Below are 23,808 nucleotides of genomic sequence, written 5' to 3'. Positions count from 1 at the left end.
TTCGCCAAGTTAGCCTATTTTTATATTTAAAAAAAAGGGCCATGACCAGTTTCTTGAAAAGAACTGTCCTGCCCTTTTAATTATCATTATACTAACTCGATAATTACCATTGGTGCTGCGTCTCCGCGACGTGGACCAATTTTTGCAATACGAGTGTATCCGCCTTGGCGCTCAGCATAGCGTGGAGCTACATCAGCGAATAATTTTTGAAGTGCATCTTGACCAGTCTCAGCGTTAGCTACTTCATTGCGAATGAAAGCTGCTGCTTGACGACGAGCGTGAAGATCTCCGCGTTTACCTAAAGTGATCATTTTTTCCACTACAGAACGAAGTTCTTTTGCACGAGTTTCTGTCGTTTGGATGCGCTCGTTGATAATTAAATCAGTAGCTAAATCACGTAACATAGCTTTACGTTGCGCACTTGTACGGCCTAATTTTCTGTATGCCATTCGTAGTTCCCTCCTTTGTTGATGGGTTTAAATCCTCAGTCGTCTTTACGTAAACCTAAACCTAATTCCTCAAGTTTATGTTTAACTTCTTCTAAGGATTTACGTCCTAAGTTACGAACTTTCATCATATCTTCTTCTGTTTTGTTCGCAAGCTCTTGTACAGTATTAATTCCTGCACGTTTAAGGCAATTATAAGAACGAACAGAAAGATCTAGTTCCTCGATAGTCATCTCAAGAACTTTCTCTTTTTGATCTTCTTCCTTCTCGACCATAATCTCAGCATTTTGTGCTTCATCAGTTAAACCAACAAAGATATTTAAATGCTCAGTTAAGATTTTGGCACCTAAAGAGATAGCTTCTTTTGGCCCGATGCTTCCATCCGTCCATACATCAAGCGTAAGCTTATCATAATTAGCCACTTGTCCGACACGTGTCTTTTCCACTTGGTAAGTCACACGTGATACTGGAGTATAAATAGAATCAATAGGAATTACTCCTATTGGTTGATCTTCGCTTTTATTTGCATCAGCTGGCGTATACCCACGGCCACGCTTTGCAGTTAAACGCATGCGGAAATGCGCATTTTTTGCTAACGTTGCAATGTGTAAATCTGGATTTAAGATTTCTACATCACTATCGTGAGTAATATCAGCAGCTGTGACAATACCTTCGCCCTGCACATCAATTTCCAACGTCTTCTCTTCTTCAGAGTAGATTTTAAGAGCTAACTTTTTCAAGTTTAAGATGATCGTCGTAACGTCTTCTACTACGCCCTCAACTGTTGAAAATTCATGTAATACGCCATCGATTTGGATAGCAGTAACAGCGGCACCAGGGAGTGAGGATAAAAGAATACGACGTAAGGAGTTACCCAAAGTAGTACCATATCCACGCTCAAGCGGTTCAATTACGAATTTACCATATTTAGCATCTTCGTTAAGTTCAACCGTTTCGATTTTCGGCTTTTCGATTTCAATCATTAACTAAACCCTCCTTCAAAACGTCGAAACCCCGGTTAAACAAAGGGATACCCCCTGTCTAACCGAAAGTCCCCCTTAGGCAGTTCCCGATTGTGCACAACAAGCGATGTTTCTGTACGAAATTTCTCGATAATGCATCATATCCATTATAGACAAAAGGGAAAATTCTATACAGAAAAATTACACACGACGACGTTTTGGTGGACGACATCCATTATGAGGAACTGGAGTAACATCTCTAATTGCTGTTACTTCTAGACCTGCAGCTTGAAGAGCACGAATTGCAGCTTCACGACCAGCACCAGGACCTTTAACAGTAACCTCTAAAGTTTTTAAACCGTGTTCCATTGCAACTTTAGCAGCAGCTTCAGCAGCCATTTGCGCAGCGAATGGAGTAGACTTACGAGATCCACGGAAACCAAGTGCACCAGCACTAGACCAAGAAAGTGCGTTACCATGAGTATCTGTAAGTGTTACGATTGTGTTGTTGAAAGTAGAACGAATATGAGCTATACCAGCTTCAATATTCTTTTTCACACGTTTTTTACGAGTGTTTGTTTTACGTGCCATTGTTAGTTCAACCTCCTTTACTTATTATTTCTTTTTATTTGCTACTGTACGACGTGGACCTTTACGTGTACGAGCATTGTTTTTAGAGTTTTGACCACGAACTGGTAAACCACGACGGTGACGAAGACCACGGTAAGAACCGATCTCCATTAGACGTTTAATGTTAAGAGATACTTCACGACGAAGGTCTCCCTCAACTTTAATACGATCGATGATATCACGGATACGTCCTAGTTCGTCTTCCGTTAAATCACGAACTCGTGTTTCTGAAGAAATACCAGCTTCAGTAAGAATTTTTTCAGCAGTTGTGCGACCAATGCCGAATACGTAAGTTAAAGAAATAACAACGCGTTTGTCTCGAGGAATATCTACACCTGCGATACGTGCCATTCTGAATGCACCTCCTTCTGATTAACCTTGTTTTTGTTTATGTTTAGGGTTTTCACAAATAACCATTACTTTTCCACGTCTACGAATAACTTTACATTTTTCGCAGATTGGTTTAACTGACGGTCTTACTTTCATGTCTCGAACCTCCTTAAAGATTACGGAGTGCTATATTATTTAAAACGGTACGTAATACGACCACGATTTAAATCGTACGGAGATAATTCTACCGTAACTTTGTCTCCTGGTAAAATACGAATGAAATTCATACGGATTTTACCAGAAACGTGAGCCAATACGACATGCCCATTCTCTAATTCTACTTTGAACATAGCATTTGGCAACGTTTCAAGAACGGTACCTTCGACTTCAATTACATCATCTTTAGCCATTCAATAGTTCTCCCTTCTTCAAATCAGTAACATTTTACACTGCTCTGAAATCCCGGAGAGCCAGCTACTTATAAAGTGGTAAGGATTTCGTATCCTGCTTCTGTAAGAGCAATCGTGTGCTCAAAATGGGCACACCATTTACCATCTACCGTTACCACTGTCCAGTCATCAGATAGTGTTTTTACATATCGTCTTCCTTGATTCACCATCGGCTCAACACAGATGACCATTCCCGGCTTTAATCTAGGGCCTCTATTTGGTGGACCATAGTGCGGGATTTGAGGGTCCTCATGTAAGTCTTGCCCGATTCCGTGACCAACATACTCCCTAACGATCGAGAACCCATTCTCTTCAGCATGGGTTTGAACCGCATGTGAGATATTTGATAATCTTTCGCCTGGTTTTACTTGTTCTAGACCAAGATACAACGATTTTTCTGTGACATCAAGTAGCTTTTGAACAGATTCAGAAATGCTTCCAACTGGATACGTCCATGCAGAATCGCCATGGTACCCATTGTATTTCGCACCAATATCGATACTGATGATATCGCCCTCTTTGAGCTTGCGCTTCCCTGGAATTCCGTGTACAAGCTCTTCATTTACAGAAGCACAAATGCTCCCCGGAAATCCGTTGTATCCTTTAAAAGATGGCGTAGCACCATATTTTTGAATCGTCTTTTCCGCTATTTGATCGAGCTCTTTCGTTGTAATTCCTGGAGTAATGTGCTGTTTCAACTCTTGATGAGTTAAAGCAACGATCCTGCCAGCTTCTCGCATGATTTCTATCTCGCGAGGAGTTTTGCAGATTATCATTACGCTAAGCCTCCGATGAGAACATCGATATCAGCAAATACTTTATTGATATCTTGCTCACCATTAATGCTTTGTAGGTAACCAAGCTCCTCGTAGAAATCAAGCAAAGGTTTTGTTTGCTTAATATTTACATCTAAACGATTTGCTACAGTTTCTTCATTGTCATCAGAGCGTTGATATAATTCGCCACCACATTTATCACACACGTCAGCTTTTGCTGGCGCATTGAATTCTAAGTGGTAAGTCGCACCGCACTCTTTACAAATGCGACGGCCTGTAAGGCGTTTTAATAACAACCCTGAATCCACATTAATGTTTAAAACATAGTCGATTTTTTTGCCAAGATCTTTCATAATCTCTTCAAGAGCTGATGCTTGTGCAACAGTTCGTGGGAAACCGTCTAGTAAGAAACCTCTTACGCAGTCTTCTTGACTTAAACGTTCACGAACGATTCCGATTGTAACTTCATCTGGAACAAGTGCACCTTTATCAATAAAAGATTTTGCTTGCAAACCCATTTCAGTTTCAGCCTTCATAGCTGCACGGAACATATCTCCTGTTGAAATGTGAGGGATGTTATACTTGGCAACAATCTGTTCGGCTTGTGTACCTTTACCAGCACCAGGAAGCCCCATTAAAATTAAGTTCATCCTTGTTCCCCCTCAGAGTACATGAGCATGTAGGGAAGACAATTCTTCCCACTTACTCACTGCTTGATAAACCCTTTGTAATGGCGTTTTACCAGTTGGCTTTCTAGCTGCTTCATTGTTTCTAAAGCAACGCCGACAACGATTAACATACTCGTTCCACCAATCTGTGCAGATGGAGGAAGATTTCCCAGTTTCGTAAAGATAACTGGTAAGATTGCAATCGCTGCTAGGAAAATTGATCCTACAAAGGTCAAACGATACAAGATTTTTGTTAGATATTGTTCCGTATTCTTACCCGGACGAATACCTGGAACATATCCACCTTGTTTGTTTAGATTCTCTGACATTTGCTCTGGATTAACCTGAACAAACGCATAGAAATATGTGAAGGCTACAATGAGCGCAACATATATAATCATTCCCACTGGGTGAGAATAGTTAAAGTTTGCAATGATCCACTGCGATACATCATGATTCGGGAAGAACTGTGCAATAGTTGGAGGCGTAATTAAGAATGAAACAGCAAAAATGACTGGAATAACACCCGCACTATTTACCTTAAGCGGTAAATGTGTGTTTTGTGCTCCAGCATGATTCCCATTCCCTCCTGTTACACGCTTCGCATATTGAATTGGGATCTTTCTAACAGCCTGTTGAATGAAAATAACACCAACAATAACCGCTAGCACAGCTAGTAAGATCAATGCAACTTTAACGATACTCATGAACAATTGATCTCCGATATTTTGAAACTGTTGTTGATACACTTGAGATATAACACTTGGGATCGCTGCGGCAATACCTCCAAAGATAAGGATGGAAATACCATTACCTACACCTTTAGATGTAATCTGTTCGCCTAACCACATTAAAAATGCAGTACCAGCAGTCAGTACCGTAGCAATGTATAAATAAGTGCTCCAACCAGGATTCAAAATTAATTGCCCACCTACCATACCGTTAAAACCGATTGACATACCAAACCCCTGAATAAACGCAAGAACAATTGTAAAGTAACGCGTAAATTGCGTTAGTTTACGACGGCCCATTTCACCTTGCTTCGACCATTCCGAAAATTTAGGAACAACATCCATCTGCAATAATTGCACGATGATGGATGCTGTAATATACGGCATGATTCCCATCGCGAAGATGGAGAAGTTTTTCAAGGCGCCACCGCCAAATGTATTTAGAATACCTAAGGCATTTAATTGATCTTGTGCTTTCAGTACGTCTCCATTTGTAAATGGCACTGGGATAAACGTGCCAATCCTGAATACGATTAACATCGCTAAAGTGAATAATATTTTACGTCTTATCTCAGCAACGCGCATAAAGTTGGAGATTGTACGAAACATTAGATCACCTCAACTGATCCGCCAGCTGCTTCAATTGCTTCTTTAGCACTTGAAGAGAACTTGTGCGCTTTAACAGTTAGTTTTTTCTCTACTGCGCCGCTTGCAAGAATTTTAACACCGTCGTTTAACTTGCTGATAACGCCAGTTTCCAGCAATAATTCAGGTGTTACTTCTGTACCATCTTCAAAACGATTTAACGTTGTTAAGTTTACAATAGCAAACTCTTTACGGTTAATGTTTGTGAAGCCGCGTTTTGGTAAACGACGGAATAATGGAGTTTGACCACCTTCGAAGCCAAGACGAACACCGCCACCAGAACGTGCGTTTTGTCCTTTATGACCTTTACCAGCAGTTTTACCGTTACCAGAACCGATACCACGACCGACACGGTTACGTACTTTACGAGAACCTTCTGCAGGTTTTAATTCATGAAGTTTCATTCCCAGGCACCTCCTTATATTAATGAGTTATCCTTAAGCTTCTTTTACAGTTATAAGGTGAGAAACTTTGTTGATCATACCAAGAATAGCAGGAGTTTCTTCCTTAACTACAGTTGAATTCAACTTTTTAAGACCTAAAGCTTCTACCGTCGCACGTTGATCTTGTGGACGACCAATTACACTACGAGTGAGGGTAATTTCTAACTTTTTCGCCATTTGTTTTCCCTCCTTAACCTAGTAGCTCTTCTACAGATTTACCGCGTAATTTTGCAACATCTTCAGCGCGCTTAAGTTCGCTTAATCCGTTCACAGTAGCGCGAATCATGTTGATTGGTGTGTTAGAACCAAGAGATTTCGAAAGAATATCTTGTACACCAGCTAATTCAAGTACCGCACGAACAGGTCCACCAGCAATAACACCAGTACCTTCAGCAGCAGGTTTTAAGAATACTTCACCAGCTCCAAAGTGACCGTTGATTGTGTGTGGAATTGTTGTACCAACTAATGGTACAGCGATTAAGTTTTTCTTAGCGTCTTCGATAGCTTTGCGGATTGCGTCTGGTACCTCTTGTGCTTTACCAGTACCGAATCCAACATGACCGTTTTTATCGCCAACTACAACTAGTGCAGCAAAGCGGAAACGACGACCACCCTTAACAACTTTCGCGACACGATTTATCGTAACTACACGTTCTTCAAGTTCTAATTTACTTGGGTCAATGCGATGCATCAATTTTCCCTCCTTTGACCATTAAAATTGTAATCCAGCCTCACGAGCAGCTTCAGCTAGAGCTTTAACACGGCCATGGTATAAGTAACCACCGCGATCGAATACTACTTCTTTAACGCCTTTCTCTACAGCACGCTTAGCAACTGATTCTCCTACTTTCGTAGCAGCTTCAGTATTGCTAGTACCGTTAAGAGCAAGGTCTTTATCAAGAGTAGATGCACTTACTAACGTTACACCATTCACATCATCAATAACTTGAGCGTAAATATGTTGGTTAGAACGGAACACGTTTAAACGTGGACGCTCTGCAGTACCAGTAAGTTTAGCACGTACACGTGCATGTCTTTTCTTACGAGTCGCATTTTTATCAGCTTTAGTGATCATTTTCTTGTCACTCCTTTCTCTCACCTAACGGGTTTACTTAGCAGTTTTACCTTCTTTACGACGAACAACTTCGCCTTCGTAACGAATACCTTTACCTTTATATGGCTCAGGAGCACGTACAGCACGGATGTTAGCAGCAAATTCGCCAACACGTTGCTTGTCGATACCTTTGATTACGATTTTAGTTGGTGCAGGTACTTCAACTTCAATACCTGCTTCCGGAGTCATTTCTACTGGATGAGAATAACCTACGCTTAATACAAGTTTATCACCTTGTTTTTGAGCACGGTAACCTACACCGACTAATTCAAGTCCGCGTGCGAAACCTGCAGTTACACCTTCAACCATGTTTCCGATTAAAGCACGAGTTGTACCGTGTAATGCACGGTGGTCCTTCTGTTCAGATGGACGCTCAACTGTTAATGTATTCTCTTCAATTTTGATAAGCATATCAGCATTGAAAGTACGAGTTAATTCACCTTTAGGGCCTTTTACTGTTACAGTATTGTCTTCTGCAACTGTGATAGTAACACCTGCAGGGATTTCAAGAATCTTTTTACCAATACGAGACATGTGGTCACACCTCCGTTCGTTTTAAATATATATTACCAAACGTATGCTACTACTTCTCCACCAGTTTGTAATTGACGAGCGTCTTTGTCTGTCATTACTCCCTTAGATGTAGAAACAAGAGCGATACCTAATCCGTTAAGTACACGTGGTACTTCATCAGCTTTAGCGTAAACGCGTAAGCCAGGTTTACTGATACGTTTTAATCCAGTGATTACACGTTCATTGTTTGCACCATATTTCAGGAAAATACGAAGGATACCTTGTTTGTTATCCTCGATGTATTCTACATCACGAATGAAACCTTCACGTTTTAAAAGTTCAGCGATCTCTTTTTTGATTTTAGAAGCAGGAACCTCTAATTTCTCATGACGTACCATGTTCGCATTACGGATGCGAGTAAGCATGTCTGCAATTGGATCTGTCATCACCATGTGTTTTACCTCCTTCCCATTTGTGGGTTTTACCAACTAGCTTTTTTAACACCAGGAATTTGACCTTTATATGCAAGTTCACGGAAACAAATACGGCAAAGTTTAAATTTGCGGTATACAGAATGCGGACGACCGCAGCGTTCGCAACGTGTATACTCTTGTACTTTAAACTTAGGAGTACGCTTTTGTTTCGCTATCATAGATTTTTTAGCCACGTTTTCGCCTCCTCTACTTAGCGTTGGCTTCCATTATTTTTGGAATGGCATACCGAATTGTGTTAAAAGTTCACGAGCTTCTTCATCAGTTTTCGCTGTAGTAACGATTACGATGTCCATACCGCGGACTTTGCTTACTTTATCATAATCGATCTCAGGGAAGATAAGTTGCTCTTTAACACCTAATGTGTAGTTCCCACGACCATCGAATGATTTCTTAGAAACACCACGGAAATCACGTACACGTGGTAAAGAAACTGATACTAATTTGTCGAAGAACTCATACATTTGCTCGCCGCGTAAAGTTACTTTCGCACCGATTGGCATACCTTCACGAAGACGGAAACCAGCGATTGATTTTTTAGCACGAGTTACAACAGGCTTTTGACCTGCGATTTGTGTTAATTCTTCTACTGCATTGTCTAAAGCTTTTGAGTTAGATACCGCGTCACCAACACCAGTGTTGATTACGATCTTTTCGATTTTCGGTACTTCCATCACAGATTTATAGTTAAACTTGCTCACTAGAGCAGGAGTAATTTCCTTTTGGAACTTCTCTTTAAGGCGATTCAATGAAGTGACCTCCTTTCTTAAGAAAATTATTTATCTAATAATTCACCAGATTTTTTTGCAATACGAACTTTTTTACCATCTTCTACTTTGAAGCCTACGCGAGTAGGTTCACCTGTTTTAGGATCTAAAACCATAACGTTAGAAACGTGAATAGGTGCTTCTTTAGTAATAATTCCACCTTGTGGATTTAATTGAGATGGCTTAGAGTGTTTTTTAACGATGTTAACACCCTCAACGATAACACGGTTTTGCTTTGGGAAAGCCACAAGGATAACGCCTTGTTTTCCTTTGTCTTTACCAGTGATTACCTGTACTTTATCACCTTTTTTTACATGCATCTTAATTCTGCACCTCCTTAGCAAGGCAATACCTTAAATTATAGAACTTCTGGAGCTAAAGAAACGATCTTCATGAAGTTGCTATCACGTAATTCACGAGCTACTGGTCCGAAGATACGAGTACCACGTGGGCTCTTATCGTCTTTAATGATAACCGCTGCGTTTTCATCAAATTTGATGTAAGAACCGTCCGGACGACGAGCTCCGCTCTTCGTACGTACTACTACTGCTTTAACAACGTCACCTTTTTTAACAACGCCACCTGGTGTTGCTTGTTTTACCGTAGCAACGATAATATCACCGATGTTAGCATATTTACGACCAGAGCCGCCTAATACTTTAATTGTTAAAAGTTCACGTGCACCAGAGTTGTCAGCAACTTTCAAACGAGATTCTTGTTGGATCATCTTATGAAACCTCCCTTCGGACTAAAAATTCCGATTCATCTATTTAGATAATAACCGCTTCTTCAACGATTTCAACTAAACGGAAACGCTTAGTAGCAGAAAGCGGGCGAGTTTCCATGATTTTAACGATATCGCCAAGTTTCGCTTGGTTTTGCTCATCATGGGCTTTGTACTTCTTAGAATACTTAACACGCTTTCCGTACAAGGAATGAGTTTTGTAAGTTTCAACTAAAACTGTAATCGTTTTGTCCATTTTGTCAGACACAACACGACCAGTATAAACTTTGCGTTGGTTACGTTCGCTCACTATGCAAACCTCCCCTCAATTTATCGATTAATTCCGATCTCTCTTTCACGAACTACAGTTTTCATACGAGCAATTGCTTTACGCACTTCACGAATGCGAGTTGGATTCTCTAATTGTCCTGTAGCAAGTTGGAAGCGAAGATTGAACAATTCTTCCTTTAAAGCTTTAACTTTTGTTTCGATTTCGGCAGTGGTTAATTCACGAATATCATTAGTTTTCATTAGATTCACCACCATTTTCTTCACGTTTTACGAATTTACATTTCACAGGTAACTTGTGAGCTGCAAGACGTAATGCTTCGCGTGCTACCTCTTCAGATACACCCGCGATTTCGAACATAATTTTCCCAGGTTTTACTACTGCTACCCAGCCTTCTGGTGCCCCTTTACCGGAACCCATACGTACTTCTAGAGGTTTTGCAGTGTAAGGTTTAGAAGGGAAAATTTTAATCCATACTTTACCGCCACGTTTCATGTAACGAGTCATTGCACGACGAGCAGCTTCGATTTGACGGTTTGTAATCCATGAAGCAGCTTGTGCTTGTAGACCGAATTCACCGAAAGCAATTTCAGTTCCACCTTTTGCACGACCACGCATTTTACCACGATGCTCTCTACGATATTTTACGCGTTTTGGCATTAACATATTATTTTCCTCCTTCCTCAGAAGCTTTCTTTTTTGTAGGAAGGACTTCTCCACGGTAGATCCATACTTTTACGCCTAATTTACCGTATGTTGTATCAGCTTCAACTGCTGCATAGTCAATATCAGCGCGAAGTGTATGAAGTGGAACAGTTCCTTCACTGTAAGATTCTGCACGAGCGATATCAGCTCCGCCAAGACGACCAGAAACCTGTGTTTTAATACCTTTAGCACCTGCACGCATAGCACGTTGAATAACTTGCTTTTGTGCACGACGGAATGATACACGGTTTTCTAATTGACGAGCAATGTTTTCGCCTACTAATTTAGCGTTAAGATCAGCTCTCTTAACTTCTAAAATGTTGATGTGTACACGCTTGCCTGTTAATTGGTTAAGAGCTTTACGAAGTGCTTCAACTTCAGTACCACCTTTACCAATTACCATACCAGGTTTTGCAGTGTGAATTGTAACATTTACACGATTTGCTGCACGTTCGATTTCTACTTTAGCAACAGCAGAATCTTTTAAGCGTACAGTAATGTACTCACGGATTTTGATGTCTTCATGTAATAATGTAGCATAATCTTTCTCTGCGAACCAACGAGATTCCCAGTCACGGATAACGCCGACACGAAGACCAATTGGATTAACCTTTTGACCCATCGATTATCCCTCCTTCTTTTCTGATACCACAACTGTGATGTGGCTTGTGCGTTTGTTAATTTGGCTTGCACGACCCATTGCACGTGGACGGAAACGTTTCAACGTTGGACCTTCGTCAACGAAAACTTTTTCAACAACTAGGTTGTTAATATCCATCTCATAATTGTGCTCTGCATTTGCGATTGCAGATTTTAAAACTTTCTCTACAACTGGAGAAGCAGTTTTTGGTGTGTGGTTAAGGATAGCAATCGCTTCACCCACTTGCTTACCTCGGATTAAGTCTACTACTAAACGAACTTTACGAGGAGCAATACGAACTGTTCTCGCTACTGCTTTAGCTTGCATTGAAGTGCCTCCTCTCATTATCTTCTAGTTTTCTTATCGTCAGCAAGGTGACCTTTATACGTACGAGTTGGTGCGAATTCACCTAACTTATGGCCAACCATATCCTCAGTGATGTACACAGGTACGTGTTTACGACCATCATATACAGCGATTGTGTGTCCGATGAACTGAGGGAAGATTGTTGAACGGCGAGACCAAGTTTTAACAACTTGTTTTTGCTCAGATGCAACTAATTTTTCCATTTTGCTCATTAAGTGATCATCGACAAATGGTCCTTTTTTTAAGCTACGAGCCATTTTGGTGCCTCCCTTCGTGATTGGCGTACGGTTCTAGAAATGAACCGTACTACAATCCCATTATTTTTTACGACGACGAACGATGAATTTGTCAGACGCTTTGTTTTTCTTACGAGTCTTGAATCCAAGAGTTGGTTTACCCCATGGAGACATTGGAGACTTACGTCCGATTGGAGAACGTCCTTCACCACCACCGTGTGGGTGATCAACTGGGTTCATTACAGAACCACGAACTGTTGGGCGTTTACCTAACCAGCGAGAGCGACCTGCTTTACCGATCTTGATAAGTTCGTGTTGTTCGTTACCTACTTGACCGATTGAAGCGCGACAAGCAGATAATACAAGACGTACTTCACCAGAAGTTAAACGTACAAGTACGTATTTACCTTCTTTACCAAGTACTTGAGCAGATGTACCAGCAGAACGAACTAATTGTCCGCCACGACCAGGCTTAAGCTCGATGTTATGAACAACAGTACCTACTGGAATGTTGATTAATGGTAATGCGTTACCGATTTTGATGTCAGCTTCTGGGCCAGACATAACTTCCATACCTACTTCTAAGTTCTTAGGAGCAAGAATGTAACGTTTTTCACCGTCAACGTAGTTAATTAATGCGATATTCGCAGAGCGGTTTGGATCGTATTCGATCGTAGCAACGCGTCCTGGAATTCCATCTTTGTTACGCTTAAAGTCGATGATACGGTATTGACGCTTATGTCCGCCACCTTGATGACGTACAGTAATTTTACCTTGGTTATTACGACCAGCCTTCTTGCTTAAAGGAGCAAGTAATGACTTTTCTGGTCTGTCAGTCGTGATTTCAGCGAAATCATTCGTAGTCATATTACGACGACCGTTAGTAGTTGGATTATACTTTTTAATTCCCATCTCAATTTCCCTCCTTCTTTAGTAAGAATTAAACGCCTTGGAAGATTTCGATTTCTTTGCTGTCAGCAGTTAGCTTAACGATTGCTTTACGACGACGGCTAGTAAAACCAGCGTGACGACCAACGCGTTTTGCTTTCGGCTTGTAGTTCATGATGTTCACTTTTTCTACTTTAACACCAAAGATCGCTTCAAGAGCATCTTTAACTTCTGTTTTATTAGATTTAACGTCCACATCGAACGTGTATTTTTTTTCAGCCATCATTTCCATAGAACGTTCAGTGATAACTGGGCGCTTAATGATATCACGAGGATCTCTCATTATGCAAGCACCTCCTCTACTTTTTCCACTGCCGCTTTTGTCATGATTAGCTTATCATGATGAAGCACGTCTAAAACGTTTACGCCATCAGCAGTGATTACTGTTACTCCAGGGATATTGCGAGCAGATAACTCTACAGATTCGTTTGCATCAGCAGTTACGATAAGAGCTTTCTTCTCAACAGTTAATCCTTTAAGTACTGCTAGCATGTCTTTTGTTTTTGGTGCATTTAACACTAGGTCTTCAAGAACTACAATGTTGTTCTCAACTACTTTAGTAGCTAATGCAGATTTGATTGCTAAACGACGAACCTTCTTAGGAAGTTTGTACGCATAGCTTCTTGGTGTAGGTCCGAATACCGTACCACCACCACGCCATTGAGGAGAGCGGATAGACCCTTGACGAGCACGTCCAGTTCCTTTTTGACGCCATGGTTTACGACCACCACCACGAACTTCAGAACGAGTTTTTACTTTGTGTGTACCTTGACGTAAAGATGCACGTTGCATCATTACAGCTTCGAAAAGTACAGCTTCATTTGGTTCGATACCGAAAATAGCTTCAGCTAATTCGATTTCACCAACCTGTGAACCAGTTTGGTTATATACAGTAACTTTTGGCATTGGAATTCCTCCTTCCTATGTGAATTATTTGCTAACCTTCACAGCGCCTTGAACAACTACAAGAGATTTCTTAGCACCTGGAACGTTACCTTTTACTAGTAATAAGTTGCGCTCAGTGTCAACTTGAACGATTTCTAAGTTTTGGATAGTAACTTGGTCTCCACCCATACGTCCAGCAAGTTTTTTACCTTTGAATACACGGTTCGGAGCAACTGGGCCCATTGAACCTGGACGACGGTGATAGCGAGAACCATGAGACATAGGTCCGCGAGATTGTCCGTGGCGTTTGATAACACCTTGGAAACCTTTACCTTTAGAAATTCCTGTTACGTCAACGATTTCACCTGCAGCGAAAACTTCAACTTTTACCTCTTGACCAACCTCTAATCCGTCCACGTCTGCATCGCGGATTTCGCGAATGAAGCGCTTAGGAGTTGTAGATGCTTTAGCAGTGTGGCCTTGTTCAGGTTTGTTAGTTAACTTTTCACGTTTATCTTCAAATCCTAACTGGATTGCATTGTAGCCATCAGTTTCAGTTGTTTTCTTTTGAAGAACAACGTTTGGATTAGCAGCGATAACTGTTACTGGGATTAACTCACCGTTCTCAGCAAATACTTGAGTCATACCGATCTTTCTTCCTAAGATTCCTTTGGTCATGAGTTACACCTCCTACATTTTTAAGTTATATGAATTATAGTTTGATTTCGATATCTACACCAGACGGTAAGTCTAAACGCATTAATGAATCTACTGTTTGTGGAGTAGGACTCACGATATCGATTAAACGTTTGTGTGTGCGCATTTCGAATTGCTCACGAGAATCTTTGTACTTATGAACAGCACGAAGAATTGTGTAAATAGTCTTCTCAGTTGGTAATGGGATCGGACCAGAAACTGTTGCCCCAGAACGCTTAGCTGTTTCTACAATTTTCTCAGCTGATTGATCAAGAATACGGTGATCATAAGCTTTTAAACGGATACGAATTTTTTCTTTTGCCATTATTTTCCCTCCTTCGTTCGCCTATTTCTAAAATAGACCTTCTCCATGGAAATTTCCCCACACCATGCCATGGCAAAGCGGCCGGGTGTGTCAGCAACCTTCCACTTCATCGCAGTCAAAGACCAACATTGTCTATTATACAATGTTATTCGTCTAGATGCAAGCATCTTTTTGTTTGCATCTGCTTTTCTCTACTTTTGCTATTATACATGGCACTTTAAAGAATTTCAAGTTTTCATCTAACAGAATTCATTTTACAGTTTCTGGATTTTAGTTTTATTGATTTCATATTACTATAGAAGAAACTCGTCAAAACATAAAAATAAAATTTCATTCATTATATAACTACAAACAAAAAACCCAAGGGAAGATCCCTTGGGTTTTTTTATATCAGTTAAGATTACTCAACGATAGTTGCAACTACACCGTAACCTACTGTACGTCCACCTTCACGAATAGAGAATTTAGTTCCCTCTTCGATAGCGATTGGAGCGATAAGTTCGATAGTCATTTCGATGTTGTCACCAGGCATTACCATTTCAGTACCTTCTGGTAATTGGATGATACCAGTTACGTCAGTTGTACGGAAGTAGAACTGAGGACGGTAGTTAGCGAAGAATGGAGTGTGACGTCCACCTTCTTCTTTAGATAATACGAAAACTTCAGCTTTGAATTTAGCGTGAGCTTTTACAGAGCCAGTTTTAGCAAGAACTTGTCCACGTTGGATGTCTTCACGAGCAACCCCACGAAGTAAAGCACCGATGTTGTCTCCAGCTTGAGCTTGGTCAAGAAGTTTACGGAACATCTCTACACCAGTTACAGTTGTAGAAGCATTTTCTTCAGCAAGACCGATGATTTCTACTACGTCACCAACTTTAACGATTCCGCGCTCTACACGACCAGTTGCAACTGTACCACGACCTGTGATAGAGAATACATCCTCGATAGGCATTAAGAATGGTTTGTCAGTTTCACGTTCTGGAGTTGGGATGTAAGCATCAACTTCAGTCATTAATTCAATGATTTTTGCTTCCCAATCAGCTTCTCCTTGAAGAGCTTTAAGAGCAGAACCTTTGATTACAGGAATGTCGTCGCCTGGGAATCCGTATTCAGATAATAGGTCGCGAACTTCCATTTCTACTAATTCTAATAATTCTTCGTCGTCTACCATGTCGCATTTGTTTAAGAATACAACGATGTAAGGAACACCTACTTGACGAGAAAGAAGGATGTGCTCACGTGTTTGAGGCATTGGGCCATCAGCAGCAGATACTACTAAGATACCGCCGTCCATTTGAGCAGCACCAGTGATCATGTTTTTAACATAGTCAGCGTGACCTGGGCAGTCAACGTGTGCATAGTGACGAGTTTCAGTTTCGTACTCAACGTGTGCAGTTGAGATTGTGATTCCGCGCTCTCTTTCTTCTGGAGCAGCGTCGATTTGATCGTATCCGCGTGCTTCAGCACCACCAGCTTTTGCAAGAACTGTAGTGATCGCAGCAGTTAATGTAGTTTTACCATGGTCAACGTGGCCGATTGTACCGATGTTAACATGGGGTTTAGAACGTTCGAATTTAGCTTTAGCCATTCTAAATTCCTCCTTAGTTTATATAGGTTATTTTATATTTAGGCTAGAAAGTGAAACTTGCGTCCCACTTTCTAAGCTTACATAAGTAGTTATACGTGAAGAATCGATAAAAATCAATTATTCACCTTTATTTTTTTTGATAATTTCTTCAGAAACAGACTTCGGTACTTCTTCATAATGATCAAATGTCATTGAGAATGTTCCGCGTCCTTGAGTGTTAGAACGTAATGCTGTCGCATAACCGAACATTTCAGAAAGTGGAACCATAGCGCGAACAACTTGTGCGTTACCGCGAGCTTCCATACCTTCTACACGTCCACGACGAGACGTTACGTCACCCATGATGTCTCCCATGTATTCTTCAGGAATTACAACTTCAACTTTCATCATTGGCTCAAGAATTACTGGGTTACATTTAGAAACCGCAGCTTTAAGTGCCATAGATGCAGCGATTTTGAACGCCATCTCAGATGAATCGACATCATGGTAAGAACCGTCAACTAATGCTGCTTTAATGTCAACTAGTGGGTAACCAGCTAGTACACCATTTTTAAGTGAGTCTTCAAGACCCGCTCCAACAGCTGGGATGTATTCACGTGGAACTACACCGCCGACGATTTTGTTTTCGAATTCAAATCCTTTACCTTCTTCGTTAGGCGCAAACTCAATCCAAACGTGACCGAATTGTCCACGTCCACCAGATTGACGAGCGAACTTACCTTCAACTTTCGCAGCAGCGCGGAAAGTTTCACGGTATGCTACCTGAGGAGCACCAACGTTTGCTTCGACTTTGAATTCACGACGCATACGGTCAACGATGATATCAAGGTGAAGTTCACCCATACCAGCGATGATAGTTTGGCCAGTTTCTTGGTCAGTGTGAGCACGGAATGTTGGATCTTCTTCAGAAAGCTTAGATAATGCTGTACCCATTTTATCTTGGTCAGCTTTAGATTTTGGTTCGATAGCTACAGAGATAACTGGCTCTGGGAATTCCATAGACTCAAGGATAACAAGGCTCTTCTCGTCACAAAGAGTATCACCAGTAGTAGTATCTTTTAAACCTACAGCAGCAGCGATATCACCAGCGTAAACTGTTGAAATCTCTTCACGGCTGTTAGCGTGCATTTGTAGGATACGACCTACACGCTCACGCTTACCTTTAGTTGAGTTTTTCACGTATGATCCAGAGTTTAACACACCAGAGTACACACGGAAGAACGTTAACTTACCAACATAAGGGTCAGTCATGATTTTGAATGCTAAAGCTGCGAATGGTTCTTCATCGCTAGACTTACGTTCGATTTCTTCATCTGTATCCGGAAGAGTACCTTTAATAGCAGGTACATCTAATGGAGATGGTAGGTAGTCGATAACTGCGTCTAACAGAATTTGAACACCTTTGTTTTTGAATGCAGAACCACAGATTACTGGGAAGAATTCTACAGAAGTTGTAGCCTTACGGATACCAGCTTTAAGCTCTTCTACAGTGATTTCTTCACCTTCTAGGTACTTCATCATCATTTCTTCATCAAGCTCAGCTACCGCTTCAATAAGTTTTCCACGGTATTCTTCAGCTAATTCTTTGTGCTCTTCAGGAATTTCAACACGTTGAATGTCTGTTCCTAAATCGTTACCGTACATGTAAGCACATTCTTCAACAAGGTCAATGATACCATTGAACTCATCTTCAGCACCGATTGGTAACTGAATTGGGTGTGCGTTTGCTTGTAAACGATCGTGGATTGTTCCTACAGAGTATAAGAAATCCGCACCGATTTTATCCATTTTGTTAACGAATACGATACGAGGTACGCCGTAAGTAGTAGCCTGACGCCAAACAGTTTCTGTTTGTGGTTCTACACCAGATTGTGCATCAAGTACTGCTACCGCACCATCAAGTACGCGTAAAGAACGTTCTACTTCTACTGTGAAGTCTACGTGTCCTGGAGTGTCAATGATGTTTACACGGTGACCTTTCCATTGAGCTGTAGTTGCAGCAGAAGTAATTGTGATACCACGCTCTTGCTCTTGCTCCATCCAGTCCATCTGAGATGCACCTTCATGAGTTTCACCGATTTTATGAATACGTCCTGTGTAATACAGAATACGCTCAGTTGCTGTTGTTTTACCAGCATCGATGTGAGCCATGATACCAATATTACGAGTGTTTTCTAAAGAGAACTCTCTTGTCATTTGGTGTCTTGCTCCTTCCATATATGGATTGGATTTTTTTATTTTAAGTAGCAAAAAAGCCACTTTATATTGTTACACATGTCAGTATGTCCAGTACCCTCATTATGTAAAACGAGCGCCCAACGAAAGGGAGAGGCATTCTCCCTCTCCACACTTCCATAAGCGACAAATAAAGCGGTTTATGCTTACATTTATTTTACGTTGAATCCTACCAACGGTAATGAGCAAATGCTTTGTTAGCTTCTGCCATTTTATGAGTGTCTTCACGTTTCTTAACAGATGCACCAGCGTTGTTAGCTGCATCTAAGATTTCGTAAGCTAGACGCTCTTCCATAGTTTTTTCACCACGAAGACGAGCATAGTTTACTAACCAGCGAAGACCTAAAGTTGTACGGCGTTCTGGACGAACCTCAACTGGAACTTGGTAGTTAGCACCACCAACACGACGAGCACGTACTTCAAGAACAGGCATGATGTTCTTAAGAGCTTGCTCGAATACTTCCATAGGGTCTTTCTCTGAACGTTCACGAACGATATCGAAAGCGTTATAAAGAATTGTTTGAGATTTACCTTTTTTACCGTCAACCATCATTTTGTTGATAAGGCGTGTTACTAGCTTAGATTTGTACATTGGATCTGGTAACACGTCACGTTTCGCAACAGGTCCTTTACGAGGCATATTGAGTTCCTCCTTTCATTTTAAAGTTATTATTTTTTAGCAGGTTTTGGTCGCTTAGTACCATATTTAGAACGTCCTTGCATACGTTTGTCAACACCAGCAGTATCAAGCGCACCACGAACGATGTGGTAACGTACCCCTGGTAAATCCTTTACTCGACCACCGCGAATTAATACTACGCTATGCTCTTGTAGGTTATGACCGATACCTGGGATGTAAGCTGTAACTTCAATACCATTTGTTAAACGTACACGAGCGTATTTACGTAACGCTGAGTTCGGTTTCTTCGGAGTCATTGTACCAACACGAGTACATACACCACGTTTTTGAGGTGCAGAGATATCAGTTGATTTTTTCTTTAAAGAGTTAAAACCTTTGTTTAACGCAGGTGATTTAGACTTCCATACTTTATCAGTACGACCATTTCTCACTAATTGGTTAATAGTAGGCATTTGATTATCCTCCCTTCGCATGTTTGTATGACCACATATCCAGGTGGTTCATTATTAGTTGAAAACAAAGTTTTTGCAAGGGAGAGCAAATGCTCTCTCCTCACAAAAACAGTTTTAACTTATTATTCCTATTGCTGAAGCTCCCACTTGAATCCCCGAAACTTTTCCAAGCTTACGAACTGATTCAACTTTGTTTATGGGTATGTTATGTTGCAAGGCAGTACGAATGATCATATGGGTTAACCGCATATCAGCATCTTCCGCAATAACAACTTCTTTAACTATACCATTTTTGATTGCCTCCAATGTGCGTTTATGACCAACGACTACATTTTCAGCATTTGACACTTTTTGATAAGACATATAAATATCCTCCAAAGCATCGTTCAGGAGCAACCTTGATTATAGTAACATTTTGCTTCATACAATGTCAACTAGGATTAGCTGTTTTTATACAAAATTTACGACGGAAAATTTTACTGTTCCACATAAACTTCATCGTTTTCTACATTCATGTCACCTTGAGTTGTTTTTACAAGGTCCACTTTGCGATAACGATTCATACCTGTTCCAGCAGGAACAAGTTTACCGATAATAACATTTTCTTTCAACCCTAGAAGTTCATCGCGTTTACCCTTAATTGCTGCATCAGTTAAGACACGTGTCGTTTCTTGGAACGATGCTGCAGATAAGAATGAATCAGTTTCAAGCGAAGCTTTTGTAATACCAAGTAGAACAGGTCTAGCTGTTGCTGGTTGTTTACCTTTCAGTAACACCTTCGCATTCGCATCAGTAAACTGATGGATATCTAGTAATGTTCCTGGTAATACATCTGTTTCACCCGCATCACTTACACGAACTTTACGTAACATTTGACGTACCATTACTTCTACGTGTTTGTCGCCAATTTCTACCCCTTGCATACGGTATACTTTTTGAACTTCACGTAATAAGTATTCTTGAACCGCCGTAATGTCCGTTACTTTTAGTAATTCTTTCGGATCAATAGAACCTTCTGTTAACTCTTTACCGTGGCTAATTGGCTGTCCTGGAGTTACTTTCAGACGCGCACCGTAAGGAATAGCATACGTACGAGCTTCAACTTCACCCTGTACAACTACTTCTTGGCGATCTTTAACATCGTTGATCGCTGCGATAACACCATCGATTTCACTGATAACTGCCTGACCTTTCGGATTACGAGCTTCGAAGATCTCTTGGATACGAGGTAAACCTTGAGTGATATCATCTCCGGCAACCCCACCTGTATGGAACGTACGCATCGTTAACTGTGTACCTGGCTCACCGATAGATTGAGCTGCGATAATACCTACCGCTTCTCCTACTTCTACGTCTGTACCAGTTGCTAAGTTACGACCGTAACACTTCTTACATACACCGTGGCGAGTGTTACACGTGAACGCTGAACGAATGTTTACAGTTTCAACACCCGAATTTTCAACGATATGAGCGATATCTTCAGTGATTAGTTGGTTTTCACTAACTAATACTTCACCTGTTTCAGGATGTTTTACAGTTTTTCTTGCAAAACGTCCAACAAGACGATCATATAATGACTCAATTACTTCATTACCCTCTTTAATCGCACCAATTAATAGACCACGATCTGTTCCACAATCATCTTCACGGACAATTACATCTTGTGCAACGTCTACAAGACGACGTGTTAAGTAACCAGAATCGGCAGTTTTAAGTGCTGTATCGGCAAGACCTTTACGCGCACCATGCGTAGAGATGAAGTACTCAAGTACTGTTAAACCTTCACGGAAACTTGATTTAATTGGAAGTTCGATAATACGACCAGATGGATTGGCCATCAGACCACGCATACCAGCAAGCTGAGTAAAGTTCGATGCGTTACCACGGGCACCGGAATCACTCATCATGAAGATTGGATTGCGTTTATTCAAGGATTTCATCAGTTTTCCTTGGATAACATCTTTTGCATTACTCCAAATAGAGATAACGCGATCGTAACGTTCTTCTTCTGTGATCAAACCGCGACGGAATTGTTTAATTACATTATCTACTTTTGCTTGTGCTTCATGGAGAATTTCATCTTTTTCGCCTAATACAAGAATGTCAGATACCCCAACTGTAATACCAGCTTTTGTAGAGTACTTAAATCCTAAGTTTTTCATGCGGTCAAGCATACGAGATGTTTCCGTAATTTGGAAACGTTTGAATACTTCCGCAATGATGTTACCAAGGATCTTCTTGCTAAATGGCGCCACTTCTTCGCGACTAGCAATAATTTCTTTAATGTTCGCACCTTTTTCGACGAAATACTCCGCTGGTGTTTCTTTTTCAAGGTTTGAGTTTGTCGGTTCATTAATATAAGGGAACGACTCTGGTAAGATTTCGTTAAATATTAATTTACCAACTGTTGTTAATAGAAGCTTACCTTTTTGCTCTTCAGTAAATGTTACGTTATTTACTGAACTTGCAGCAACTGCAACACGTGTGTGCAGATGTACATATCCATTTTGGTATGCAAGTATTGCTTCGTTTGCATCTTTGAAGACCATACCTTCACCGATTGCGCCTTCACGCTCAAGAGTTAAGTAGTAGTTACCTAATACCATATCCTGAGATGGAGTAACAACTGGTTTTCCGTCTTTTGGATTCAAGATGTTTTGCGCCGCTAACATAAGAATACGAGCTTCTGCTTGTGCCTCTGATGATAACGGAACGTGAACCGCCATTTGGTCACCGTCAAAGTCCGCGTTGTATGCAGTACATACAAGTGGGTGAAGACGAATTGCACGACCTTCTACTAATGTAGGTTCAAACGCCTGGATACCAAGACGGTGAAGTGTTGGTGCGCGGTTTAGAAGTACTGGATGCTCTTTGATCACAGATTCTAAAACGTCCCAAACTTCAGGTTGTACACGCTCGATTTTACGTTTAGCACTCTTAATGTTGTGTGCTAAACCTTTTCCAACTAACTCTTTCATAACGAAAGGCTTAAACAATTCAAGCGCCATTTCTTTCGGTAATCCACATTGGTACATCTTTAAGTTCGGTCCTACAACGATTACAGAACGGCCAGAGTAGTCAACACGTTTACCTAATAAGTTTTGACGGAAACGTCCTTGTTTACCTTTAAGCATGTGAGATAGTGATTTTAATGGACGGTTACCCGGTCCAGTAACTGGACGGCCACGGCGACCATTATCGATTAATGCGTCTACAGCTTCTTGTAACATACGTTTTTCGTTTTGAACGATGATGCTTGGTGCACCTAAGTCCAATAGACGTTTTAAACGATTGTTACGGTTAATTACACGACGGTATAAGTCGTTTAAGTCAGAAGTAGCAAAACGTCCACCATCCAACTGTACCATTGGGCGTAGTTCTGGTGGGATAACTGGAAGAACATCTAGGATCATCCAAGATGGGTGATTTCCAGAGTTACGGAATGCTTCTAATACTTCTAGACGTTTAATAGCACGAGTACGGCGTTGTCCTTGTGCTGTTTTTAATTCTTCTTTTAAGAAGTCTACTTCTTTATCTAAATCGATGTCTTGTAGTAGCTTTTTAATCGCTTCTGCACCCATAGCAGCTTGGAATGTGCTACCATATCGATCACGATATGCACGGTATTCTTTTTCAGAAAGTAATTGCTTCTTATCAAGTGGTGTATCTCCACTTTCTGTTACAACATAAGAAGCGAAATAAATTACTTCTTCAAGCGCGCGAGGGGACATGTCTAAGACAAGTCCCATGCGGCTCGGGATACCTTTGAAATACCAAATATGAGATACAGGAGCAGCTAATTCGATATGACCCATACGTTCACGACGAACTTTTGCACGCGTTACTTCAACGCCACATCGATCACAAACTACACCTTTATAACGTACACGTTTGTATTTTCCGCAATGACATTCCCAGTCCTTTTGTGGTCCGAAAATACGCTCACAGAACAAGCCATCTTTTTCAGGCTTTAACGTACGATAGTTAATTGTTTCTGGTTTCTTAACTTCACCGTATGACCAAGAACGAATCTTGTCAGGTGAAGCAAGTCCAATCTTCATATATTCAAAGTTATTTACATCTATCAAGGGGCCTACCTCCCTTTTAGTCTACA

The 23,808-nt window shown here is 40.9% G+C and carries 37 protein-coding genes; 1 reads left to right on the top strand and 36 read right to left on the bottom strand.

Annotated features, from left to right (window positions below; all coding sequences use genetic code 11):
- Nucleotides 1-86 precede the first annotated feature (86 nt).
- From rplQ to rpsJ, 30 genes are all read right to left on the bottom strand, one after another.
- Nucleotides 87-449: a 50S ribosomal protein L17 gene (rplQ, locus tag BAQ44_RS01865; RefSeq protein ID WP_000331490.1), complete on the bottom strand. Its 363-nt coding sequence runs from the start codon at nt 447-449 to the stop codon at nt 87-89.
- A 35-nt stretch (nt 450-484) separates the two neighbouring features.
- Entirely contained in the window at nt 485-1,429 is a 945-nt protein-coding gene (locus tag BAQ44_RS01860; protein WP_000569644.1) for a DNA-directed RNA polymerase subunit alpha, read from the bottom strand.
- Nucleotides 1,430-1,609: 180 nt separating this feature from the next.
- Nucleotides 1,610-1,999: a 30S ribosomal protein S11 gene (rpsK, locus tag BAQ44_RS01855; protein WP_000101797.1), complete on the bottom strand. Its 390-nt coding sequence runs from the start codon at nt 1,997-1,999 to the stop codon at nt 1,610-1,612.
- 24 nt (nt 2,000-2,023) lie between these two features.
- On the bottom strand, nt 2,024-2,389 hold the full coding sequence (rpsM, locus tag BAQ44_RS01850) for a 30S ribosomal protein S13 (protein ID WP_000090790.1): 366 nt from the start codon (nt 2,387-2,389) through the stop codon (nt 2,024-2,026).
- A 21-nt stretch (nt 2,390-2,410) separates the two neighbouring features.
- On the bottom strand, nt 2,411-2,524 hold the full coding sequence (gene rpmJ / locus BAQ44_RS01845) for a 50S ribosomal protein L36 (RefSeq protein ID WP_000868344.1): 114 nt from the start codon (nt 2,522-2,524) through the stop codon (nt 2,411-2,413).
- 35 nt (nt 2,525-2,559) lie between these two features.
- Nucleotides 2,560-2,778 (bottom strand): translation initiation factor IF-1, encoded by a 219-nt coding sequence (gene infA / locus BAQ44_RS01840; RefSeq protein ID WP_001029884.1) that lies wholly within the window; start codon nt 2,776-2,778, stop codon nt 2,560-2,562.
- 68 nt (nt 2,779-2,846) lie between these two features.
- Nucleotides 2,847-3,593, bottom strand: coding sequence for a type I methionyl aminopeptidase (map, locus tag BAQ44_RS01835; RefSeq protein ID WP_000582541.1), 747 nt, complete (start codon nt 3,591-3,593; stop codon nt 2,847-2,849).
- Complete coding sequence (locus BAQ44_RS01830) at nt 3,593-4,243, bottom strand: adenylate kinase (protein WP_001048992.1); 651 nt, start codon at nt 4,241-4,243, stop codon at nt 3,593-3,595. Before BAQ44_RS01830 ends, map begins: the two co-directional genes overlap by 1 nt.
- Nucleotides 4,244-4,299: 56 nt before the next feature.
- Nucleotides 4,300-5,601: a preprotein translocase subunit SecY gene (secY, locus tag BAQ44_RS01825; protein WP_000490122.1), complete on the bottom strand. Its 1,302-nt coding sequence runs from the start codon at nt 5,599-5,601 to the stop codon at nt 4,300-4,302.
- Nucleotides 5,601-6,041: a 50S ribosomal protein L15 gene (gene rplO / locus BAQ44_RS01820; RefSeq protein WP_000766082.1), complete on the bottom strand. Its 441-nt coding sequence runs from the start codon at nt 6,039-6,041 to the stop codon at nt 5,601-5,603. The genes secY and rplO overlap by 1 nt, the downstream gene beginning before the upstream one ends.
- 33 nt (nt 6,042-6,074) lie before the next feature.
- Nucleotides 6,075-6,257: a 50S ribosomal protein L30 gene (gene rpmD, locus BAQ44_RS01815; RefSeq protein ID WP_001085231.1), complete on the bottom strand. Its 183-nt coding sequence runs from the start codon at nt 6,255-6,257 to the stop codon at nt 6,075-6,077.
- A gap of 13 nt (nt 6,258-6,270) precedes the next feature.
- Nucleotides 6,271-6,771 carry a 30S ribosomal protein S5 gene (gene rpsE / locus BAQ44_RS01810; RefSeq protein WP_000554646.1) on the bottom strand — a complete coding sequence of 167 codons (501 nt, stop codon included), beginning with the start codon at nt 6,769-6,771 and terminating at the stop codon, nt 6,271-6,273.
- 21 nt (nt 6,772-6,792) lie between these two features.
- Nucleotides 6,793-7,155 (bottom strand): 50S ribosomal protein L18, encoded by a 363-nt coding sequence (gene rplR / locus BAQ44_RS01805; protein ID WP_000628818.1) that lies wholly within the window; start codon nt 7,153-7,155, stop codon nt 6,793-6,795.
- A gap of 33 nt (nt 7,156-7,188) precedes the next feature.
- The gene (rplF, locus tag BAQ44_RS01800) at nt 7,189-7,728 is read right to left on the bottom strand and encodes a 50S ribosomal protein L6 (protein ID WP_061678371.1); all 540 of its coding nucleotides are present in this window, start codon (nt 7,726-7,728) and stop codon (nt 7,189-7,191) included.
- Between the two features lie 32 nt (nt 7,729-7,760).
- On the bottom strand, nt 7,761-8,159 hold the full coding sequence (gene rpsH / locus BAQ44_RS01795) for a 30S ribosomal protein S8 (RefSeq protein ID WP_000245511.1): 399 nt from the start codon (nt 8,157-8,159) through the stop codon (nt 7,761-7,763).
- Between the two features lie 29 nt (nt 8,160-8,188).
- Entirely contained in the window at nt 8,189-8,374 is a 186-nt protein-coding gene (gene rpsN, locus BAQ44_RS01790; protein WP_001085700.1) for a 30S ribosomal protein S14, read from the bottom strand.
- Nucleotides 8,375-8,407: 33 nt separating this feature from the next.
- Nucleotides 8,408-8,947, bottom strand: coding sequence for a 50S ribosomal protein L5 (gene rplE / locus BAQ44_RS01785; RefSeq protein ID WP_001080829.1), 540 nt, complete (start codon nt 8,945-8,947; stop codon nt 8,408-8,410).
- A 26-nt stretch (nt 8,948-8,973) separates the two neighbouring features.
- Nucleotides 8,974-9,285 (bottom strand): 50S ribosomal protein L24, encoded by a 312-nt coding sequence (gene rplX, locus BAQ44_RS01780; RefSeq protein ID WP_000558201.1) that lies wholly within the window; start codon nt 9,283-9,285, stop codon nt 8,974-8,976.
- Between the two features lie 38 nt (nt 9,286-9,323).
- Nucleotides 9,324-9,692 carry a 50S ribosomal protein L14 gene (gene rplN, locus BAQ44_RS01775; protein ID WP_000615912.1) on the bottom strand — a complete coding sequence of 123 codons (369 nt, stop codon included), beginning with the start codon at nt 9,690-9,692 and terminating at the stop codon, nt 9,324-9,326.
- A gap of 43 nt (nt 9,693-9,735) precedes the next feature.
- Nucleotides 9,736-9,999: a 30S ribosomal protein S17 gene (gene rpsQ, locus BAQ44_RS01770; RefSeq protein ID WP_000004106.1), complete on the bottom strand. Its 264-nt coding sequence runs from the start codon at nt 9,997-9,999 to the stop codon at nt 9,736-9,738.
- A gap of 20 nt (nt 10,000-10,019) precedes the next feature.
- The gene (gene rpmC / locus BAQ44_RS01765) at nt 10,020-10,220 is read right to left on the bottom strand and encodes a 50S ribosomal protein L29 (RefSeq protein ID WP_000855718.1); all 201 of its coding nucleotides are present in this window, start codon (nt 10,218-10,220) and stop codon (nt 10,020-10,022) included.
- A complete protein-coding gene (gene rplP / locus BAQ44_RS01760) occupies nt 10,210-10,644 on the bottom strand; it encodes a 50S ribosomal protein L16 (protein ID WP_000928969.1) in 435 nt (144 codons plus the stop codon). The genes rpmC and rplP overlap by 11 nt, the downstream gene beginning before the upstream one ends.
- A gap of 1 nt (nt 10,645) precedes the next feature.
- Nucleotides 10,646-11,305, bottom strand: coding sequence for a 30S ribosomal protein S3 (gene rpsC / locus BAQ44_RS01755; RefSeq protein WP_000529958.1), 660 nt, complete (start codon nt 11,303-11,305; stop codon nt 10,646-10,648).
- 3 nt (nt 11,306-11,308) lie between these two features.
- On the bottom strand, nt 11,309-11,650 hold the full coding sequence (gene rplV, locus BAQ44_RS01750) for a 50S ribosomal protein L22 (RefSeq protein ID WP_001148024.1): 342 nt from the start codon (nt 11,648-11,650) through the stop codon (nt 11,309-11,311).
- Between the two features lie 17 nt (nt 11,651-11,667).
- Nucleotides 11,668-11,946, bottom strand: a complete 279-nt coding sequence (gene rpsS, locus BAQ44_RS01745) for a 30S ribosomal protein S19 (RefSeq protein WP_000124454.1) — start codon at nt 11,944-11,946, stop codon at nt 11,668-11,670.
- A 60-nt stretch (nt 11,947-12,006) separates the two neighbouring features.
- Nucleotides 12,007-12,837, bottom strand: coding sequence for a 50S ribosomal protein L2 (gene rplB, locus BAQ44_RS01740; protein ID WP_000511582.1), 831 nt, complete (start codon nt 12,835-12,837; stop codon nt 12,007-12,009).
- 28 nt (nt 12,838-12,865) lie between these two features.
- On the bottom strand, nt 12,866-13,156 hold the full coding sequence (rplW, locus tag BAQ44_RS01735) for a 50S ribosomal protein L23 (RefSeq protein WP_001205558.1): 291 nt from the start codon (nt 13,154-13,156) through the stop codon (nt 12,866-12,868).
- A complete protein-coding gene (rplD, locus tag BAQ44_RS01730) occupies nt 13,156-13,779 on the bottom strand; it encodes a 50S ribosomal protein L4 (RefSeq protein WP_001127258.1) in 624 nt (207 codons plus the stop codon). The genes rplW and rplD overlap by 1 nt, the downstream gene beginning before the upstream one ends.
- A gap of 24 nt (nt 13,780-13,803) precedes the next feature.
- Nucleotides 13,804-14,436: a 50S ribosomal protein L3 gene (gene rplC / locus BAQ44_RS01725; RefSeq protein ID WP_000160209.1), complete on the bottom strand. Its 633-nt coding sequence runs from the start codon at nt 14,434-14,436 to the stop codon at nt 13,804-13,806.
- A 34-nt stretch (nt 14,437-14,470) separates the two neighbouring features.
- Complete coding sequence (rpsJ, locus tag BAQ44_RS01720) at nt 14,471-14,779, bottom strand: 30S ribosomal protein S10 (protein WP_001040595.1); 309 nt, start codon at nt 14,777-14,779, stop codon at nt 14,471-14,473.
- Nucleotides 14,780-14,848: 69 nt separating this feature from the next.
- Here rpsJ and BAQ44_RS30745 point away from each other — a divergent pair, with 69 nt between their 5' ends.
- On the top strand, nt 14,849-15,022 hold the full coding sequence (locus BAQ44_RS30745; RefSeq protein ID WP_153603574.1) for a hypothetical protein: 174 nt from the start codon (nt 14,849-14,851) through the stop codon (nt 15,020-15,022).
- Between the two features lie 157 nt (nt 15,023-15,179).
- Here the strand turns inward: BAQ44_RS30745 and tuf are convergent, their stop codons facing one another.
- From tuf to rpoC, 6 genes are all read right to left on the bottom strand, one after another.
- On the bottom strand, nt 15,180-16,367 hold the full coding sequence (gene tuf, locus BAQ44_RS01710; protein WP_001029617.1) for an elongation factor Tu: 1,188 nt from the start codon (nt 16,365-16,367) through the stop codon (nt 15,180-15,182).
- Between the two features lie 117 nt (nt 16,368-16,484).
- Nucleotides 16,485-18,563 carry an elongation factor G gene (gene fusA / locus BAQ44_RS01705; RefSeq protein WP_061678372.1) on the bottom strand — a complete coding sequence of 693 codons (2,079 nt, stop codon included), beginning with the start codon at nt 18,561-18,563 and terminating at the stop codon, nt 16,485-16,487.
- 208 nt (nt 18,564-18,771) lie between these two features.
- The gene (rpsG, locus tag BAQ44_RS01700) at nt 18,772-19,242 is read right to left on the bottom strand and encodes a 30S ribosomal protein S7 (RefSeq protein ID WP_001137490.1); all 471 of its coding nucleotides are present in this window, start codon (nt 19,240-19,242) and stop codon (nt 18,772-18,774) included.
- A 29-nt stretch (nt 19,243-19,271) separates the two neighbouring features.
- Nucleotides 19,272-19,694, bottom strand: a complete 423-nt coding sequence (gene rpsL / locus BAQ44_RS01695) for a 30S ribosomal protein S12 (protein ID WP_001142341.1) — start codon at nt 19,692-19,694, stop codon at nt 19,272-19,274.
- 114 nt (nt 19,695-19,808) lie between these two features.
- A complete protein-coding gene (locus BAQ44_RS01690; protein WP_061678373.1) occupies nt 19,809-20,057 on the bottom strand; it encodes a ribosomal L7Ae/L30e/S12e/Gadd45 family protein in 249 nt (82 codons plus the stop codon).
- A gap of 113 nt (nt 20,058-20,170) precedes the next feature.
- Nucleotides 20,171-23,782, bottom strand: coding sequence for a DNA-directed RNA polymerase subunit beta' (gene rpoC, locus BAQ44_RS01685; RefSeq protein ID WP_000567949.1), 3,612 nt, complete (start codon nt 23,780-23,782; stop codon nt 20,171-20,173).
- Nucleotides 23,783-23,808: the final 26 nt, after the last annotated feature.

Source organism: Bacillus mobilis, from assembly GCF_001884045.1.
GTDB classification, from domain to species: Bacteria; Bacillota; Bacilli; order Bacillales; family Bacillaceae_G; genus Bacillus_A; species Bacillus_A mobilis.
Note: the sequence above shows the minus strand (reverse complement) of the source record. Positions and strands in the feature narration are given on the sequence as shown.

What these genes read in the sequence shown, in the direction of transcription:
- rplQ (WP_000331490.1), bottom strand. Translation starts at nt 449, where the DNA reads ATGGCATACAGAAAATTAGGCCGTACAAGTGCGCAACGTAAAGCTATG.
- BAQ44_RS01860 (WP_000569644.1), bottom strand. Translation starts at nt 1,429, where the DNA reads ATGATTGAAATCGAAAAGCCGAAAATCGAAACGGTTGAACTTAACGAA.
- rpsK (WP_000101797.1), bottom strand. Translation starts at nt 1,999, where the DNA reads ATGGCACGTAAAACAAACACTCGTAAAAAACGTGTGAAAAAGAATATT.
- rpsM (WP_000090790.1), bottom strand. Translation starts at nt 2,389, where the DNA reads ATGGCACGTATCGCAGGTGTAGATATTCCTCGAGACAAACGCGTTGTT.
- rpmJ (WP_000868344.1), bottom strand. Translation starts at nt 2,524, where the DNA reads ATGAAAGTAAGACCGTCAGTTAAACCAATCTGCGAAAAATGTAAAGTT.
- infA (WP_001029884.1), bottom strand. Translation starts at nt 2,778, where the DNA reads ATGGCTAAAGATGATGTAATTGAAGTCGAAGGTACCGTTCTTGAAACG.
- map (WP_000582541.1), bottom strand. Translation starts at nt 3,593, where the DNA reads ATGATAATCTGCAAAACTCCTCGCGAGATAGAAATCATGCGAGAAGCT.
- BAQ44_RS01830 (WP_001048992.1), bottom strand. Translation starts at nt 4,243, where the DNA reads ATGAACTTAATTTTAATGGGGCTTCCTGGTGCTGGTAAAGGTACACAA.
- secY (WP_000490122.1), bottom strand. Translation starts at nt 5,601, where the DNA reads ATGTTTCGTACAATCTCCAACTTTATGCGCGTTGCTGAGATAAGACGT.
- rplO (WP_000766082.1), bottom strand. Translation starts at nt 6,041, where the DNA reads ATGAAACTTCATGAATTAAAACCTGCAGAAGGTTCTCGTAAAGTACGT.
- rpmD (WP_001085231.1), bottom strand. Translation starts at nt 6,257, where the DNA reads ATGGCGAAAAAGTTAGAAATTACCCTCACTCGTAGTGTAATTGGTCGT.
- rpsE (WP_000554646.1), bottom strand. Translation starts at nt 6,771, where the DNA reads ATGCATCGCATTGACCCAAGTAAATTAGAACTTGAAGAACGTGTAGTT.
- rplR (WP_000628818.1), bottom strand. Translation starts at nt 7,155, where the DNA reads ATGATCACTAAAGCTGATAAAAATGCGACTCGTAAGAAAAGACATGCA.
- rplF (WP_061678371.1), bottom strand. Translation starts at nt 7,728, where the DNA reads ATGTCTCGTATTGGTAAAAAGATTCTTGAAATCCCTGCAGGTGTTACT.
- rpsH (WP_000245511.1), bottom strand. Translation starts at nt 8,159, where the DNA reads ATGGTGATGACAGATCCAATTGCAGACATGCTTACTCGCATCCGTAAT.
- rplX (WP_000558201.1), bottom strand. Translation starts at nt 9,285, where the DNA reads ATGCATGTAAAAAAAGGTGATAAAGTACAGGTAATCACTGGTAAAGAC.
- rplN (WP_000615912.1), bottom strand. Translation starts at nt 9,692, where the DNA reads ATGATCCAACAAGAATCTCGTTTGAAAGTTGCTGACAACTCTGGTGCA.
- rpmC (WP_000855718.1), bottom strand. Translation starts at nt 10,220, where the DNA reads ATGAAAACTAATGATATTCGTGAATTAACCACTGCCGAAATCGAAACA.
- rplP (WP_000928969.1), bottom strand. Translation starts at nt 10,644, where the DNA reads ATGTTAATGCCAAAACGCGTAAAATATCGTAGAGAGCATCGTGGTAAA.
- rpsC (WP_000529958.1), bottom strand. Translation starts at nt 11,305, where the DNA reads ATGGGTCAAAAGGTTAATCCAATTGGTCTTCGTGTCGGCGTTATCCGT.
- rplV (WP_001148024.1), bottom strand. Translation starts at nt 11,650, where the DNA reads ATGCAAGCTAAAGCAGTAGCGAGAACAGTTCGTATTGCTCCTCGTAAA.
- rpsS (WP_000124454.1), bottom strand. Translation starts at nt 11,946, where the DNA reads ATGGCTCGTAGCTTAAAAAAAGGACCATTTGTCGATGATCACTTAATG.
- rplB (WP_000511582.1), bottom strand. Translation starts at nt 12,837, where the DNA reads ATGGGAATTAAAAAGTATAATCCAACTACTAACGGTCGTCGTAATATG.
- rplW (WP_001205558.1), bottom strand. Translation starts at nt 13,156, where the DNA reads ATGAGAGATCCTCGTGATATCATTAAGCGCCCAGTTATCACTGAACGT.
- rplD (WP_001127258.1), bottom strand. Translation starts at nt 13,779, where the DNA reads ATGCCAAAAGTTACTGTATATAACCAAACTGGTTCACAGGTTGGTGAA.
- rplC (WP_000160209.1), bottom strand. Translation starts at nt 14,436, where the DNA reads ATGACCAAAGGAATCTTAGGAAGAAAGATCGGTATGACTCAAGTATTT.
- rpsJ (WP_001040595.1), bottom strand. Translation starts at nt 14,779, where the DNA reads ATGGCAAAAGAAAAAATTCGTATCCGTTTAAAAGCTTATGATCACCGT.
- BAQ44_RS30745 (WP_153603574.1), top strand. Translation starts at nt 14,849, where the DNA reads ATGGCAAAGCGGCCGGGTGTGTCAGCAACCTTCCACTTCATCGCAGTC.
- tuf (WP_001029617.1), bottom strand. Translation starts at nt 16,367, where the DNA reads ATGGCTAAAGCTAAATTCGAACGTTCTAAACCCCATGTTAACATCGGT.
- fusA (WP_061678372.1), bottom strand. Translation starts at nt 18,563, where the DNA reads ATGACAAGAGAGTTCTCTTTAGAAAACACTCGTAATATTGGTATCATG.
- rpsG (WP_001137490.1), bottom strand. Translation starts at nt 19,242, where the DNA reads ATGCCTCGTAAAGGACCTGTTGCGAAACGTGACGTGTTACCAGATCCA.
- rpsL (WP_001142341.1), bottom strand. Translation starts at nt 19,694, where the DNA reads ATGCCTACTATTAACCAATTAGTGAGAAATGGTCGTACTGATAAAGTA.
- BAQ44_RS01690 (WP_061678373.1), bottom strand. Translation starts at nt 20,057, where the DNA reads ATGTCTTATCAAAAAGTGTCAAATGCTGAAAATGTAGTCGTTGGTCAT.